Here is a 16,206-nt window from a genome sequence, read left to right on the forward strand (position 1 = left end):
TACAATGTTGGGAGAATTAGGGATATTTGCAGTTCCTATTATTGTAGTCGTTGTTCTGTTAGTGCTCGGGCTCGCTTTTTGGGCACGTTATAAGACAGTGGGGCCAGATGAAGCCATGATTGTTACAGGTACATTTCTTGGCAGCAAGAGTGTCATAACGGATGAATCTGGCCGAAGTATTAAGATCGTACGCGGTGGGGGAGCATTCATTCTTCCTATTTTCCAGAGCGCTGAATTTATTTCGCTTTTATCACATAAGCTCGATATCTCTACACCAGAAGTATACACCGAACAAGGCGTACCCGTTATGGCGGATGGGGTAGCCATTATTAAAATTGGTAGCTCGATTGAAGATGTATCCACCGCAGCCGAACAGTTTATGGGCAAGCCGATCGAAGCACTCAAGAGCGAGGCACAGGAAGTGCTTGAAGGTCACTTGCGGGCTATTCTTGGTTCGATGACCGTAGAAGAAGTGTATCGTAATCGGGATCGTTTCGCACAGGAAGTACAAGGTGTAGCTGCAAAAGATTTGAAGAAGATGGGCTTGCAAATTGTTTCGTTTACTATTAAAGATGTACGTGATAAACACGGCTATCTTGATGCTTTGGGCCGTCCTCGCATCGCGGCGGTGAAGCGTGATGCCGATATTGCTGAAGCAGAGGCTGTACGTGATTCCCGTATTAAGAAAGCGTTGGCAGAAGAGGAAGGACAGAAAGCGGAGCTTCTGCGTGATACGAACATTGCGGAAGCGTCCAAGGAAAAAGAATTGAAGGTAGCATCGTTCAAAAAGGATCAGGATATGGCCAAAGCCGAAGCGGACCAAGCGTATTTCGTTCAGGAGGCTCGTTCCAAACAGTCAGTAGTAGAAGAACAAATGAGGGTCGAATTAGTGCGTAAAGAGCGGGAAATCGACCTGGAAGAGAAAGAGATTCTGCGTCGTGAGAAGCAATATGATGCAGAAGTGAAGAAGAAAGCGGACGCTGATCGCTATGCGGTCGAACAGGCGGCGGAGGCGGAGAAAGCGAAGCGGATGCGGGAAGCGGACGCTCATAAATACCGCATTGAAGCAGAAGCGAAAGCGATGGCCGAGCAGAAACGTTTGGACGGTCTGGCAATTGCCGAAGCGGAGCGTGCCAAAGGTTCAGCAGAAGCAGAGGTCGTGCGCCTAAGAGGTCTGGCCGAAGCGGAAGCAAAAGAGAAGCTTGCTGAAGCGTTCCAGAAGTTCGGTGAGGCAGCTGTGCTCGATATTATCGTGAAGATGCTACCGGAGCTGGCGAGCAAGATTGCTGAACCGATGGGCAATATCGAAAAATTAACGGTAGTCGATACTGGAAAAGGCGACGGCGCAGCCCGTGTAAGCAATTATGTAACATCGCTTATGGCGACCGCGCCGCAAATGGTTAAGGATGTGTCTGGCCTGGACATTGAACAGCTCGTTAAGAGCCTGGCAGGGAGGAAGGAGACATCGCCCATGACAACGATACAGCCAGCAGAAGGGTCTTCACAGATTCATGACGTTTTTACCGAGACAGATTTACCGGATGTGGAAGTAAAAGAGAAATCCGAATAGCAAATCATGCGGCTGCCGAAATGTTCGGCAGCTTTTTTTCGAGAAAAGACAAGGATTCCTGTGACAGCTGGCAATACACTCGTAATTATGCCGCCCTCGTTTGCTGTCGACCTTGTTACCCCATTATCCTTTAATAGCTATCATACTTGTCTGGTGAGGCTGGCTGAATCATGTCGGCTAAAGCAAGATACAGGTTTTCCGGGTACTCTGCCAGCCGATGGCACAGATACAAATACCATTCCTGTCCGTATGTCAAATATATTCTGGATGTATACCCATTATCTTTTGCATGCTTTAATAAATCAGGACGTATACCGTAGAGCATTTCTATTTCTACTTGTGGATAGGCAAGATAGTGACGCTGCTCGATTTGGCGAATCAACGGCTCATCATGAGTAGCTATGGATAGCGGATGATTTGCTTTCACCACTTGTTCTACAAGCTGAAGATAGCGATCGTTTAATTCCTTTGATCTGGGCATAGCTATATCGCAGGGCTCTTGATACGCACCTTTGACAATCCGAATTCTGCCTGGATAATCCATCAGTTCGTGAATATCCTCGAGCGAACGATATAAATGTGCCTGTACGGTTATACCTATGTTGGGATAATGCCTGGCAGCTTTCTTGTAGATGTTCAGAATATCATCGGTTTTTGAGGATTCCTCCATGCTAACCATTATCGTAATATTGTACGATTTTGCTTTCTCGGCCAGCTCTATGAGATAATCGTAAGCAATTTCGGTGTCTATTAGCAGTCCAATATGCGACAAGTCAAGCGAAACAGTCTGATGGATAGAGGCAGTTCCCATCTCTTCGATAAGCTGCAAAAACTCCTCCTTGGCTTCCCGACATTCTTTTTCGCCTTTTGTGTTTTCGCCTATGTATTCCAGTGAGATCGCATACCCTTTCCCTAGCATTTCCTTTGCTGCTACGAGTCCCTCCTGCTTGCTTTCTCCCGTTATAAAGCGTTTAGCTGCTTGCAAAATCAGGGGATACAGTTCTTCCGATTGTTGAAGATATGATTTGATGTGTTCGTTTCGTGCAATTGCTTTAAGCGCCTGTGCTGCTTGAATTTGTGGTGCTGACATCCCATTCACCCTTTCTTGTTGAACTGATTTAACTGTAGCATGGTAAAATGGTTTGAGTTAGTACCGCTTATTATAAAATTTGATGGTACCACTTCTATATAAATTACACTTGATATTTTGACAGGGCAGCGCGTCTTTTTCCGACCGCTCCTGCCACAAAAGTGTGTCGATTTATCAAGTCAGATGTATATAGTAAAGGGGAAGAGATGAAAATGTTTTGGATACCGATTGATCGTTCAATTGACGTACCATTAATTCGGCAAGTATATCAGCACATACGGGAGCGGATTTTGGATGGAGAATTACGTGCAGGGGATAAATTACCGTCCACACGGGAGTTGGCATCTGATTTAGATGTATCCAGAAACGTTATTTTAGAGGCATATGATCAATTGCTTGCGGAAGGATTCATCGAAACGCGAAAAGGATCAGGCACATTCATTGCCTCAGGAACGTATTTAGCGGGACATAAAAAAGTGCATGTGCCGCTGTTCGTGTATCGCTGTCAGGATGGAAATAAACACAATGATGTGATTAACTTCCGGTCTGGAATACCGGAGCTGGATTTATTTCCCCGTAGAACATGGACGAAATTGTCCCATAGCATATGGACTGAGACGTCCTCTTCTGCATTTGGATACGATCTTCCAGAAGGACGTCAGGAATTGAGGAACGTACTATCCCGTTATTTATTAAAAACAAGGGGGGTGTACTGCCACCCGGAACAGCTTGTGATTACATCCGGGGCGACACAGGCATTAACCCTTGTTGCAAGGCTGCTTTTATCAACAGGTGATGAAGTAATCATGGAAGATCCGATTACAAATGATATTCAGACCATTTTCGCATCGCAGGGGGCTTCCTTGTATCCGATACCGGTGGATGGGGATGGGATGAAGACATCCCTGTTACCTGAAAACAAAAAACCGAAATTCGTATTTGCTACACCTTCCCATCAGTTTCCTCTAGGGGGAACCTTGCCGATTCAGCGGCGGATTGAGCTAATAAACTATGCGAGAGAAACGGGGGGCTATATTATTGAAGATGACTATGACAGCGAGTTTCGATATGAAGGACCACCGGTGAGTTCCTTGCAGGGATTAGAGTCGGAGCATGTCATTTACATTGGTTCGTTCAGTAAAATTTTATCGCCTGCCCTTCGGATGGGATATGTTATCCTTCCTCCGCAACTTATTGAAAGCTGCCGTAGATTGAAGTGGTTTACAGATCTTCATACGCCCTCCCCGAATCAGTTGATTCTTGCCCGTTTTATTGGTGAAGGTTATCTCGAACGGCACACTTCCAGGATGAAGAAACTGTATAGAAACCGGAGGGATGTCTTGATCCGTTGTTTGAAGGCGGTATTTCCTGAACAAGTTAAGATTTTGGGAGAGTCAACGGGCTTGCATCTTGTCGTGGAGTTTCATGAACGCTCATTCTCGAAAGAAGAGCTTGAAAGGATGCTGCATTTCGGGGTTCGTGTATATCCGGTGGAAGATCATGCGATTGAGAAAGGAAAGCATCGCAATCGACTTATCCTCGGTTACGGGCATTTGAAGCCGGAAGAGATAGAAGAAGGAATAGCTAGGCTGCATCGGGCAGTGGCTGGCCGGCTGTAAAAGGTGGCGTATCCACCCTCTTCTTTTTTCCGAATCTCCTACTTCCAACCACCTGAACTTTTGTTACTGTGTCAAGTGATTTTTATATAGTCATCTTTTAAATGTAGAGGATACCTGATTCATTCCTTCTTTTGCATATACTACAGGACGCTGATTTTGTAGATAATCCAAAGCACCTCTTGCCTTGTGAATATCATCCAGATTAGTGGAGACGACGGGAAGCTCTTCGTCATTACTACATGTATATATTGCTTCTCCAGCGCAAAATCAGGTTTTTCTATTTATCGTAACAAGCCGGATTGTAGAATACAATTCATGCTTATATTATGATGGTAATGCAACTTTTCTTTATAGCGATTTGTATTATGTACTAACTTAATAGACACGGGTGATTGTATGTATCGAATTTTTATTATTGAGGATGACCTGAAGATTGCTTCGATTCTGCACGATTATCTTGTCAGATATGGCTATGAAGTGGTGCAGGCCCAAGACTACCGTCAGATAAAACAGGAATGCGTAAAAATGCAACCGGATTTGGTTTTGTTGGACATTAATCTTCCTTATTATGATGGGTTCTACTGGTGCCGGCAAATTCGTACTGCCTCTAATGTGCCCATTATTTTTATCTCGGCACGAACAGGAGAAATGGATCAAGTAATGGCCATTGAAAATGGGGGAGACGACTATATTACGAAGCCATTTCACCTCGAAATCGTCATATCCAAGGTTAAAAGTTTACTGCGTCGAACATATGGGGAGTATGCCGGGGGTGATTTTGCTACCCGTAATATTTATCATGTCGGTGGTTTATACCTTTATGGTGATCAAAATGTAGTAGAGTGGAAAGGAAAACGTATTGAACTTAGTAAAAAGGAATTCCGACTCCTCAACTGTCTTGTCCAAAAAGCGAACCAGATTGTCTCAAGAGAGGAATTATTAGAAGTGCTCTGGGACGATATAGAGTTTGTGGATGATAATACGTTGTCTGTCAATGTGACAAGGGTTCGTAGGCGGCTGGGTGAACTCGGCATTCGAAATGCTATCGAGACAAAGCGCAGCCAGGGCTATCGTCTGGTGCCGAACTGGGAGAGCGGACAATGAATATCAGAACCTTTTTGCTTGATCGGCTTGCCTATTTGTTGTTGTACGCCATCAATCTGTTTGTGATTCTACTCGTCATCCAGCTTAGTTTGTTCCATTCTCACCAACCGCTTTCGTCTTCGATTGTTTTCTATATTATTCTTTTATCATGTACAGGCCTTCTTTTTATACTTGTGTTTGATTACATACGGCAGCGTCCGTTTTACCATAAGTGCGATCAGCTTTATACAGGGGAGCCTTCTTTTGAAGACATGCATATACAAGGAGCCTGCACACGGGAACAGTGGATTTTCGAGAAATTGTTAGAACGGCAGCATGCGCACTATAAACAGGAGCTTTTTCGTTATCGGAAGCAACAGGAGCAGCACCGTCATTTTGTTCATCGTTGGGTTCACCAGATGAAAACCCCTGTTTCGGTCATCGATTTGCTGCTGCAGCAAGCGAATAATGGCTCACGGGATAATGACCCGTACCGGTGGTTAACGAGCCTTCAAGAAGAAAATGAAAAGCTTGCACATGGTCTCGATATGATGCTATATAACGCGCGCCTCGATTTGTTTGAAAAAGACTTTGTGCCTCGCAAAATATCCATCGTACATATGCTGCGATCGCTTATCCACGAGTACAAAAAGCTTTTTATCAGGACTTCCATTTTTCCAAAGCTAGAGGCGGATCAGGAAGAAGTTATTGTAGAGACGGACGAGAAATGGCTTCGCTTTGTTTTCCAACAATTGCTTACTAACAGTATTAAATATTCGTCTAGAACGGATAAGCGCTCGAAAATCGTGCGGATGGCTTTGTTTCACAATGATCAGGGCTGGCATGTACGCATCAGCGACGAAGGAGTCGGCATTCCCCCGCAGGATGTTTCGCGCGTATTTGATGCGTTCTTTACGGGAGAGAACGGGCGTGCTTTTGCCGAATCGACCGGGATGGGGCTTTATTTATCCAAGCAGATTTGCGATCGTCTCGGACATGGACTTGCCATTACATCCGAGCATGGCAAAGGAACAGAGGTTACCGTATCTTTTTATGAGCGCACGCATCTTTATCATGATGCAAACATGACAAAACTGTAAGATTTTATGTTTGTTTTGCAAGAAAGATCAATAGGACCTTCTGTTTTCTTGTTCTATACTTGCCGTAAGAAAGCGAAATGAGAGCAGGAGGAGGAGAAAGAATGGAGGTACTGCGTGCACACGCACTGACCCGAATATATGGAACAAAAAAAAGCATGCTGAGCTACAAAGCACTCAACGAGGTAAGTCTACAGGTAGAAGCCGGAGAGTTTGTCGGCGTGATGGGACCATCTGGCAGCGGAAAGACAACATTGCTCAATCTGCTGGCCACAATCGATCGACCAACATCTGGAACACTGGAGATTAACGGAGTAAATCCATATCAGCTTAAAAAAAGAGAGCTGGCTTTGTTTCGTCGACGTCAACTCGGCTTTATTTTTCAGGACTTCAACTTGCTTGATACGTTGTCTGTAAAAGAAAACATCATTCTTCCACTCGTGCTGGACGGAATAGGCGAGAAGGAAATTGAGCAGCGGGCAGTCGATATTGCACGCCTGTTAAACATTGAAAGTATTCTTAATAAGCGTACATACGAAATTTCAGGAGGACAACAGCAACGTGCCGCAGCTGCACGTGCGCTTATTCATAACCCGGCGATTCTGCTGGCCGATGAGCCGACAGGTAATCTTGATTCCAAAGCAGCAAACGATGTACTGGAATCGTTGCGAAACTTGAATGAAGAAAAAAATGCCACCATTCTTATGGTGACGCACGATCCGTTCGCTGCAAGCTTCTGTGAGCGTATCGTCTTCATTAAGGATGGTGAGTTGTTCACGGAAATCCGCCGTGGTACAAGTCGACAAGTGTTTTTTCAGCAGATACTTGATACATTGTCCATGCTAGGAGGAAGCGCTTATGACGTTTCGCCGGATCGCTCGTAGCAATATAAAGGGGAATTTGTACCGTTACCTGACGTACTACGCCAGTACCGTATGTATTGTGATGATCTTTTTTATGTATGCGGCATTTATTTTTCATCCGGACGTAGCTACAGCCCATTTCAGACCATCGGTTCGACGGGGAATGATTCTGGCGGAGTACATCATTATTATTTTTTCGTTCTTCTTCATGTTGTATTCAAGCTCTGCATTTTTGACGGCACGCAAAAAAGAATTCGGCTTGCTGAATCTGCTTGGCATGAGTCAGCCCCAGCTTAATCGGCTGCTTATGTATGAGAGCATCATCATCAGCGTTCTGTCTATCGGCACAGGTATAGGGCTTGGGCTCCTGTTTACCAAGCTATTTTTCATGGTGCTTGATGTACTTCTTGAAATGCCCGAGCCGCTGGCCTTCATCATTGCGCCCGAAGCGCTCGGTTTAACCTTTCTCAGCTTTTTTATTCTTTCGCAATTGTTATTTCTTGTTCCGCTCTGGCGGGTGGGCAGGACGCCGATTATCGAGCTTTTGCGTGTTGCCCGTCAGCCGAAGCAGATGCCTGTCTACTCGAAGTGGCTCATCTTGTTCTCGTTGTTCTGCCTGGGTGCCGGCTATGGCATGGCCTGGTGGGGGGGGAAGGATTACTTATTTATCCTGATGCTGCCTATTTTAGTTGCCACCATTATTGGTACGTATTTTCTATTTACACAGGGCAGTATCGCCATTTTATATCGTCTGCGCCACAATCGTCGTCTGTTTTACAACCGAACGAATCTGCTTATCGTCTCCCAGCTCATATTTAAGCTAAAAGACAATGCGCGTGTATTGTTCTCCGTTGCCATTTTAAGTGCGGTCGTCCTTACGGCTAGTGGCACGTTTTATACGATGTTTGCGGGCATGAAGCAGTGGGCGGAACTGAATGTGCCTGACACGTTTAGCTTTCTAGCAAAAAACGAAGGCGATGCCGCCAGATTTGAACAGGCTGTGTCCTCTGCTGCGTCTAAGGAGGGGATCGGTGTGAATACACCGGAACGAATAACCATGCTGACCGTGAAAGTCGCAACGAAGGTATCGGCAGATGCACCACCATTCCGTCAGCCGGAAGAAGCGCATGTGTTGTCTGTCCGTGATTTTAATCATCGTGCGGAACGTCTGGGAACACCGACCATCCAGCTTGAATCTGGAGAGATGCTGCTGCTTACGCCTTACAGGCAGCTTACTGATCCGGTTTATCCTGTTGGAACAGCTATCACGTTTCGTTCCGGTGCGATTTCAGAAACTGCAAGGCTTAAAGAACAGCGTGCAGGAACAAACCTGAATTTGTTCACGTATACGGTTGTGCTGCCTGATAGTGATTTTGCTGCCTTGCATGCACAGGTGCCACCTTCATCGCGTCACGTGTACAGTGCGCTGCATACGGAAAAATGGGAAAAGACGAAACAACTTATGACGCTTGTGCGGAGCGAGCTGCCGCCGTCCTGGCAAAAGGACATTGCTACGCGTATTGAACCGTATTTGGAGGAACGTGATAGTTATGCACTGACTTTATTCCTCGGTGTATTTGTCGCGATCCTGTTCTTTATCGCTGCCGGCAGCATGATTTATTTTCGGTTGTTTACGGAGCTACAGGAAGATCGTGCGCAGAATATGGCGCTCAGCCGCATCGGTATGACGGAGGAAGAATTAAAGCGAATCGCCACAGTCCAGATCGGGATTATTTTCTTCCTTCCGTTTCTCATCGGCAGTATCCATGCTGCATTTGCGCTGAAAACATTGGGCGATATTCTTGCCATCAGTGTGTGGAATTATGGTTTACTCGTGATTGTAGTGTACTTCGCCATGCAGTTTATTTATTTCCTGTTAAGTCGTCATATGTACTTCAGACAAATACATCGTGCAGGATATTGATACAGTGCATGCACCACGTTATTTGCCGGACGAATCGGAGAAGAAGTAGAGATGCCCGAACCGTCGGCCTTATATTTTGTTATGAATTGAGAAGAATGAGAGTACGTCCGTGCCCTGAAAAAGCATTCATGCCATATGGTAGTGAGTGCTTTTTTATTTTTGAATTTAAACTAATTTAAAATATATATATTACTTTTTTAAAGTTGGTGTGGTAAAATAAATAAAGACAAGATAAACATGGAAAAACGATTAATTGCAAAGTGAGGAGAAACCACATGAGTGATTTTATGTCTGTGATAAAAGAAAGACGTTCTGCTACAAAATTTGTTCAAGGCGTTGAAATTTCCCAGCAAGAACTAGCCGATCTATTTTCATTAACTAAATTTGCTCCATCGGCATTTAATTTACAGCATACACATTATGTTGCCGTCACCGACCCAGCTCGTAAAGAAGGCATATATGAGGCAGCTAATAAGCAGTACAAAGTAAAAACAGCTTCCGCCGTTATTTTGGTTTTAGGGGATACGAAGGCGTACCAGCAAGCCGGTCAGCTAAATGAAGGTCTTTTGAATCTTGGTGTGCTAAGTAAACAGGAGTACGATATGACTGTACAGTCTACTATGCAATTTTATGAAAAGCGAGGGGAGGCCTTTCAAAGGGAAGAAGCGATTCGTAATGCGAGCTTGTCGGCCATGCAGTTTATGTTAATTGCAAAAGCCAAAGGATGGGATACGTGCCCGATGATCGGCTTCGATCCGGGGGCGGTACGCAACTTGTTCAATATTCCTGAGCGCTACATTCCGGTACTTTTGATTACATTGGGCAAAGAAGATGTTTCGAATCAAAGGCCCCGGGGTTATCGTAAACCAATTAGCGAGTTTGTTACATATAACTCTTTCTGAGCACAGAATGGAATCCGTTCTTTTTGAGAAAAGGAACGGATTTTTTAAATAAAGTTAGAATATTGACTTCTTTTGTTGTAACGATGATAATTACAACGGGAGAGTGGGTCGTCACCACACCGTGCCCCAAACGGGCGTCGGTTCGTCTCCCGCCCCGAGAGGCCCAGATGTTTTGCCGGTCCGGCCCTGGCGCCAAAAAGCGGCTGTGTCTCTTCCTTGTGAGAAAAAGACGAGGGAACATGCCGACGCGTGCATCTTTTCTTTCACCTTATGGATAATCAACAGGCGTGTTATTGAACAGGAAACGAGAAAACGGAGCAGCAATCCTTCGACTAAAGGTTTGACATGCGATACGATATAAACAGCGAATCTTGCTGATGTACGGAGATGATGAAAGGGTTGAGATATACATATGAGTAGTCACACAAACAGTTTTGATGCTACACAGGCACCTACAAAATCACGGAGATTATGGATGGCGCTTATACTTGGGGCTTTAACGGCGTTTGGGCCGCTGTCCATTGATATGTATCTGCCTTCATTGCCAGCATTGACCGGTGATTTGAATACCAGCACATCCCTGGTTCAGATTAGCCTGACGGCTTGCCTGTTGGGCCTTGCGTTCGGCCAATTGCTCGTTGGTCCACTCAGTGATGCGCGAGGACGTCGTAAGCCGCTTATTGTCGCTCTTATCATCTATGCTATCTCATCGCTGCTATGTGCGATCAGTTCTTCTATATGGGTGTTGATTGCTTTGCGTGTTGTTCAAGGGGTGTCAGGTGCAGCAGGTATCGTGATTTCCCGTGCCATGGTGCGTGATATGTATTCCGGTTCAGAGCTGACGAAGTTTTTCTCGCTTTTGATGCTGGTTAATGGTGTGGCTCCGATACTTGCCCCGATTACAGGAGGATTGCTGCTGGAGGTAACCTCCTGGCGCGGCGTGTTCGTTGTACTCAGCATTTTGGGAGCCATTATGCTGCTGGGAGCTCTCTTCGGGTTACCTGAGACACTACCTATTCAACGTCGCTCAACGGGCGGCATTAAAGGTACTTTATCTACATTTCGTTCTCTTATTGGCGACCGGGTCTTTATGGGCTATGCATTGTCTCAAGGGTTGGTGCTTGCCGCTATGTTTGGCTACATATCAGGCTCCCCGTTCGTTCTACAGAATATATATGGAGTGTCGCCGCAGACGTTTAGTGTGCTTTTTGCGATTAATGGTCTTGGTATTATTATTGCCAGTCAAATCACCGGCCGCCTGGCCGGGAAGGTCAGCGAAACGAGGCTGCTTGTCACCGGCCTTGGTCTTGCCGCGCTTGGCGGTATCCTATTGCTCATCATGATTTTAATCGGTGCAAGGCTTTTGGCCGTTATGATTCCTTTATTCTTCGTAGTATCGAGTGTCGGGGTTGTAACAACAACCGGGTTTTCGCTCGCCATGCAAAATCAAGAGCGTTCCGCAGGTAGTGCTTCCGCGCTATTAGGGCTTCTGCCGTTTGTTTTTGGAGCGATTGCGGCACCGCTGGTCGGGCTTGGCGGCAGCCATACGGCTGTTCCGATGGGGATCGTCATCGCTGTCTCGGAAGTTGGGGCCATCGTATGTTACGCTCTTATGGTACGTCGCCGATAGGCTTGTTATTTGAATTGTGCTTCCGAAACGATGCTGTATACAGTGTTGTTTCAGAAGCCATTTTTTTATTGCTATATTTTAACTAAAAAGATTGACAAAAGTGTAAACCCAAAAATATAATTAGTTTGTTTAACAAATTAGTATAAAAACTATTTACATAACTAACTAATTTCAGGAAAGGAGAAAAATGAGTGTGAATCATACTTCAACCGCACAGAAGCTATTAAAATCCTTTATCCAGTTTAAGAAGGCTGAATGGCATAAGCGATCGATTATGGGGTATAAACCAAGCGAAATAAAGGTTTTGTTCTGTATAAGAAAAGAAAGAAAACCTGATTGTACAGAGATGAAAGTATCAGAAATTAGCAAGCTTCTTCATGTAACCTCTCCAACTGTTACTCAGTTAATTAAAAGTCTTGAGGCGGATGGATTGGTGGAGCGGAAACCCGATTTGACAGACCGACGCGTTGTTTGGATTGCGCTTACTGAGAAAGGGGAAGAAGTTACCCGAAAGGCGGAAGCTGCTCTTTTGGATTCTTTCAACGGATTGATTGAATATTTAGGGGAAGAGCAAAGCAACCAGCTTGCTGATCTTTTAACCAAGGTGTTTGTTTATTTTAACGAGAAGGACGTCAATACCCGTAGTATGAAATGGAACGAGGATGACAAAGTATGATAAAGCTTTTCAGGTTTTTGTATCCGTACCGCATTTCCATCACCATTGTTTTAGCGCTTATTTTTTTACAGGCCCTGTCCGATTTATATCTTCCGACCTTGATGGCGGACATTGTAGATACGGGGATCGTTAAGGGGGATATCCCGTATATTTTGAGAATTGGTGGATTTATGTTGCTGATTGCCGCCATAGGCATGATTTGCTCCATTTCAGCCAGTTTTTTATCCGCTAAGATTTCCGCAGGGTTTGGCAAACTGATTCGTAATCGGGTGTTCACGCATGTTGAAAATTTTTCCCTGCAAGAGTTTGATAGGCTTGGTACATCTTCTCTCATTACCCGAACAACTAATGATATTACACAAGTACAGCAAGTAGTAACGATGATGCTACGGATGATGATCAGTGCACCGATGATGTGTATTGGCGGCATTATTATGGCTGTATCTAAGGATGCCAAACTCTCATTGGTTCTTGTTATAGTGCTTCCGGTTATTGCCGCTGCAATTTTTGCCGTCGTCAGTAAGGGAATGCCGCTTTTTAAAGCGATGCAGGTTAAACTTGATAAATTAAATCTTGTTCTGCGTGAAGGTCTTATCGGCATTCGTGCCATTCGATCTTTTAACCGTATTGATCATGAAAAACGCCGTTTTGATGAAGCGAATGTTGATTTAACCAAAACAGCGGTTAAGGTCAATCGAATCATGGCGCTGCTGATGCCGGTTATGATGCTCGTTCTTAACTTCTCATCGATTGCGATTATTTGGTTTGGAAGTATTCGTATTGATAGCGGGGATATGCAAGTCGGTTCTTTGATGGCATTTCTTCAATACGCGATGCAGATTATGTTCTCACTGATTATGGTTTCGATGATGTTCGTTATGATTCCTCGCGCATCAGCTTCGGCGATTAGAATTAACGAAGTGTTGGATATGATTCCTGAGATTAAGGATCCAGTACAAATAAAGCATGCTGACAGTCAAAGAGGCTGCGTTGAATTTCGGAAGGTAACCTTTCGTTATCCCGGTGCAGAGAAATGTGCGCTGACGGATATTTCATTCAGTGCAAGCCCTGGAGAAGTCACGGCAATTATCGGTGGCACCGGATCGGGCAAATCAACGCTCATCAGCCTTATTCCACGATTTTATGATATTGATAGCGGCAGCATCCTTGTTGATGGTGTAGATATTCGTGATATGTCGCAGGAAAGCCTACGGGGGAAAATCGGTTTTGTTCCGCAAAAAGCCGTCCTGTTTTCGGGAACGGTTGCAGAGAACATTCGGTATGGCAAAGAGGAAGCGACAGACCAGGAAATACGGCATGCAGCTGAAGTTGCTCAAGCTACTGAATTTATCACAGGGTTAAAGGATGGCTTTGATTCTGTGATTGCACAAGGAGGAGCAAATGTGTCCGGTGGACAGAAGCAACGTCTCTCCATTGCGCGGGCTTTAGTGAGAAGAGCGGAAATATATATTTTTGACGACAGCTTTTCGGCACTTGATTTCAAGACGGATGCCAACTTGCGTATGGCACTCAAAGAAGAGATAACCGATTCTATCGTGTTCATTGTTGCTCAGCGGGTTAGTACAGTCATGGATGCTGATCGTATTATCGTACTAGATGAGGGACGAATTGCAGGAATCGGTAATCACCGGGAATTGATGGATACTTGCGAGGTATACCAGGAAATCGTATTCTCGCAGCTGTCAGAGGAGGAAATTGCATGAGTGAAGAACGCAGGCAGGTTTCCGGCGGAGGACGTGGCTTTGGTCGTGGAGCAGGCCCTGGAATGGGGATGCCGGTACAGAAAGCAAAAGATTTTAAAGGCACCCTGAACAGACTAATCGGCTACTTGAAGCCTCGTAAATATCAGTTGTTTGCCGTATTTATAACGGCAATACTCAGCACAGTTTTTAGCATTGTCAGCCCGAAAATTATGGGAAACGCGACAACTAAGTTATTTGAAGGCATGATGATGAAAATGAAGGGGGTACCAGGTGCCCATATTGATTTTGAGTATATTTTGCAAATCCTTCTTCTGCTGGGCGGTCTTTATATTTTCAGTGCGTTATTCAGCTATATTCAACAATACATCATGGCTGGTGTAGCACAAAAAACCGTATATGAATTGCGTAAGCAAGTAGACGATAAGCTTTCACGTTTGCCGCTCTCGTTTTTTGACTCCCGAGCACATGGGGAGATCTTGAGCCGGGTTGTTAATGATGTGGATAATATTAGCAGTACTTTGCAGCAGAGCCTTACGCAATTCATTACATCTATCGTTACTTTTATTGGTGTTATTGTGATGATGCTGACGATAAGCCCGGTAATGACGCTAGTAGTTATTTTAACTCTGCCCCTCAGTCTTATCGTAACCAAAGCGATTGCTTCACGCTCGCAAGCTTATTTTGTCGGACAGCAGAAGGCGCTTGGAGAATTGAATGGTCATGTGGAGGAGATGTATACGGGCCATAAAATCATTAAGGCGTTTGGACATGAGGATAAATCCGTCGCCGTTTTTAATGATATTAATGAGAGGCTATACAATTCAGGTTGGAGAGCGCAATTTATTTCCGGTATCATTATGCCGCTCATGAGCTTTATTAGCAATATTGGATATGTGCTTATTTGCGTTATCGGCGGCGTGCTTGTTACGAAAAATTCGATTGCAATCGGAGACATTCAGGCATTCATCCAGTATGCAAGGCAATTTTCACAGCCGATTACGCAGCTGGCCAACATTGCGAATATTATTCAGTCTACGGTTGCATCGGCTGAGCGTGTCTTTGAACTTCTCGATGAGCAAGAAGAAATACCAGAAGCCGTTGATGCTCGGGAGCTTCGGTCTCCGAAGGGGGAAGTTTGCTTCCAAAACGTTACATTCGGTTATAAAGAAGACGCTATACTTATTAATGATATGAATATTCATGTCAAACAGGGACAGATGATAGCGATCGTAGGCCCAACTGGTGCAGGTAAAACCACATTAATTAACCTGCTGATGCGGTTTTATGAAATAAATGATGGCAAAATAACAATTGATGGTGTCGACATTACGCGTCTAAAGCGCGGAAATTTGCACAGTTTGTTCGGTATGGTACTTCAGGATACATGGCTATTTAATGGAACGATACGGGATAATATCGCATATGGCCGTGAGAATGCAACTGAGGAAGAAATTGTTCAAGCGGCAAAAGCAGCGCATGCGGATCATTTTATTCGAACCCTTCCAGATGGCTATGAGACAATATTAAATGAAGAAGCATCCAATATTTCTCAAGGTCAAAAGCAGCTTCTAACAATCGCCAGGGCCATTCTTGCCGATCCGGCCATCCTTATTCTTGACGAAGCAACAAGCAGCGTTGATACGAGAACAGAAGCATACATTCAAAAGGCAATGAATGAGCTGATGAAAGGAAGAACAAGCTTTGTTATTGCCCATAGGCTTTCTACCATTCGGGATGCAGACATCATTCTTGTAATGAATAATGGTAATGTGGTAGAGCAGGGGAGTCATGAGGAGCTTATGGCAGAGGGAGGATTCTATGCGGATCTTTATAACAGCCAGTTTATGATGAAGACACCTAAGCGTGTTGTATGATAAGAGACCAAGGGTGTTGATTATCCAGTATGCTCCAGAGTGGATCATCACCACACCGTGCCCCAAACGGGCGTCGGTTCGTCTCCTGCACGGAAGCATAGAGGGCCGCTTTTTGCCCTGGCCAGGCGGGACCGCAAAACATCTAGGTAGACGC

Annotated in this window: 12 protein-coding genes; 11 read left to right on the forward strand and 1 reads right to left on the reverse strand. The window is 44.9% G+C overall.

Annotated elements, in window-relative coordinates; all coding sequences use genetic code 11:
- Positions 1-4: 4 nt before the first annotated feature.
- The gene (locus HMPREF0083_RS02610; protein WP_021619430.1) at positions 5-1,570 is read left to right on the forward strand and encodes a flotillin family protein; all 1,566 of its coding nucleotides are present in this window, start codon (positions 5-7) and stop codon (positions 1,568-1,570) included.
- Positions 1,571-1,700: 130 nt separating this feature from the next.
- Here HMPREF0083_RS02610 and HMPREF0083_RS02615 read toward each other — a convergent pair whose 3' ends face one another.
- A complete protein-coding gene (locus HMPREF0083_RS02615) occupies positions 1,701-2,660 on the reverse strand; it encodes a proline dehydrogenase family protein (protein WP_021619431.1) in 960 nt (319 codons plus the stop codon).
- 212 nt (positions 2,661-2,872) lie between these two features.
- Between HMPREF0083_RS02615 and pdxR the strand changes: the two genes are divergently transcribed.
- The 10 genes from pdxR (at position 2,873) to HMPREF0083_RS02665 (ending at position 16,052) form a co-directional block, all read left to right on the forward strand.
- On the forward strand, positions 2,873-4,279 hold the full coding sequence (pdxR, locus tag HMPREF0083_RS02620; protein ID WP_040301240.1) for a MocR-like pyridoxine biosynthesis transcription factor PdxR: 1,407 nt from the start codon (positions 2,873-2,875) through the stop codon (positions 4,277-4,279).
- 396 nt (positions 4,280-4,675) lie between these two features.
- A complete protein-coding gene (locus HMPREF0083_RS02625) occupies positions 4,676-5,383 on the forward strand; it encodes a response regulator transcription factor (protein ID WP_021619434.1) in 708 nt (235 codons plus the stop codon).
- On the forward strand, positions 5,380-6,462 hold the full coding sequence (locus HMPREF0083_RS02630; RefSeq protein WP_021619435.1) for a sensor histidine kinase: 1,083 nt from the start codon (positions 5,380-5,382) through the stop codon (positions 6,460-6,462). The genes HMPREF0083_RS02625 and HMPREF0083_RS02630 overlap by 4 nt, the downstream gene beginning before the upstream one ends.
- 101 nt (positions 6,463-6,563) lie before the next feature.
- The gene (locus HMPREF0083_RS02635; protein WP_040301241.1) at positions 6,564-7,343 is read left to right on the forward strand and encodes an ABC transporter ATP-binding protein; all 780 of its coding nucleotides are present in this window, start codon (positions 6,564-6,566) and stop codon (positions 7,341-7,343) included.
- Complete coding sequence (locus HMPREF0083_RS02640; protein ID WP_040301242.1) at positions 7,318-9,246, forward strand: ABC transporter permease; 1,929 nt, start codon at positions 7,318-7,320, stop codon at positions 9,244-9,246. Before HMPREF0083_RS02635 ends, HMPREF0083_RS02640 begins: the two co-directional genes overlap by 26 nt.
- 275 nt (positions 9,247-9,521) lie before the next feature.
- Positions 9,522-10,148 (forward strand): nitroreductase family protein, encoded by a 627-nt coding sequence (locus HMPREF0083_RS02645; protein WP_021619438.1) that lies wholly within the window; start codon positions 9,522-9,524, stop codon positions 10,146-10,148.
- 412 nt (positions 10,149-10,560) lie between these two features.
- A complete protein-coding gene (locus HMPREF0083_RS02650; RefSeq protein WP_040301243.1) occupies positions 10,561-11,778 on the forward strand; it encodes a multidrug effflux MFS transporter in 1,218 nt (405 codons plus the stop codon).
- A gap of 187 nt (positions 11,779-11,965) precedes the next feature.
- Entirely contained in the window at positions 11,966-12,454 is a 489-nt protein-coding gene (locus tag HMPREF0083_RS02655; protein ID WP_021619442.1) for a MarR family winged helix-turn-helix transcriptional regulator, read from the forward strand.
- Positions 12,451-14,178: an ABC transporter ATP-binding protein gene (locus HMPREF0083_RS02660; RefSeq protein WP_021619443.1), complete on the forward strand. Its 1,728-nt coding sequence runs from the start codon at positions 12,451-12,453 to the stop codon at positions 14,176-14,178. The genes HMPREF0083_RS02655 and HMPREF0083_RS02660 overlap by 4 nt, the downstream gene beginning before the upstream one ends.
- Positions 14,175-16,052 (forward strand): ABC transporter ATP-binding protein, encoded by a 1,878-nt coding sequence (locus HMPREF0083_RS02665; protein WP_021619444.1) that lies wholly within the window; start codon positions 14,175-14,177, stop codon positions 16,050-16,052. The genes HMPREF0083_RS02660 and HMPREF0083_RS02665 overlap by 4 nt, the downstream gene beginning before the upstream one ends.
- The last annotated feature ends 154 nt before the right edge of the window (positions 16,053-16,206 follow it).

The organism is Aneurinibacillus aneurinilyticus ATCC 12856, assembly GCF_000466385.1.
GTDB classification, from domain to species: domain Bacteria; phylum Bacillota; class Bacilli; order Aneurinibacillales; family Aneurinibacillaceae; genus Aneurinibacillus; species Aneurinibacillus aneurinilyticus.

Coding starts and splice junctions, on each gene's coding strand:
- HMPREF0083_RS02665 (WP_021619444.1), top strand. CDS start 14,175: ATGAGTGAAGAACGCAGGCAGGTTTCCGGCGGAGGACGTGGCTTTGGT.
- HMPREF0083_RS02625 (WP_021619434.1), top strand. CDS start 4,676: ATGTATCGAATTTTTATTATTGAGGATGACCTGAAGATTGCTTCGATT.
- HMPREF0083_RS02650 (WP_040301243.1), top strand. CDS start 10,561: ATGAGTAGTCACACAAACAGTTTTGATGCTACACAGGCACCTACAAAA.
- HMPREF0083_RS02660 (WP_021619443.1), top strand. CDS start 12,451: ATGATAAAGCTTTTCAGGTTTTTGTATCCGTACCGCATTTCCATCACC.
- HMPREF0083_RS02640 (WP_040301242.1), top strand. CDS start 7,318: ATGACGTTTCGCCGGATCGCTCGTAGCAATATAAAGGGGAATTTGTAC.
- pdxR (WP_040301240.1), top strand. CDS start 2,873: ATGTTTTGGATACCGATTGATCGTTCAATTGACGTACCATTAATTCGG.
- HMPREF0083_RS02630 (WP_021619435.1), top strand. CDS start 5,380: ATGAATATCAGAACCTTTTTGCTTGATCGGCTTGCCTATTTGTTGTTG.
- HMPREF0083_RS02610 (WP_021619430.1), top strand. CDS start 5: ATGTTGGGAGAATTAGGGATATTTGCAGTTCCTATTATTGTAGTCGTT.
- HMPREF0083_RS02645 (WP_021619438.1), top strand. CDS start 9,522: ATGAGTGATTTTATGTCTGTGATAAAAGAAAGACGTTCTGCTACAAAA.
- HMPREF0083_RS02655 (WP_021619442.1), top strand. CDS start 11,966: ATGAGTGTGAATCATACTTCAACCGCACAGAAGCTATTAAAATCCTTT.
- HMPREF0083_RS02615 (WP_021619431.1), bottom strand. CDS start 2,660: ATGTCAGCACCACAAATTCAAGCAGCACAGGCGCTTAAAGCAATTGCA.
- HMPREF0083_RS02635 (WP_040301241.1), top strand. CDS start 6,564: ATGGAGGTACTGCGTGCACACGCACTGACCCGAATATATGGAACAAAA.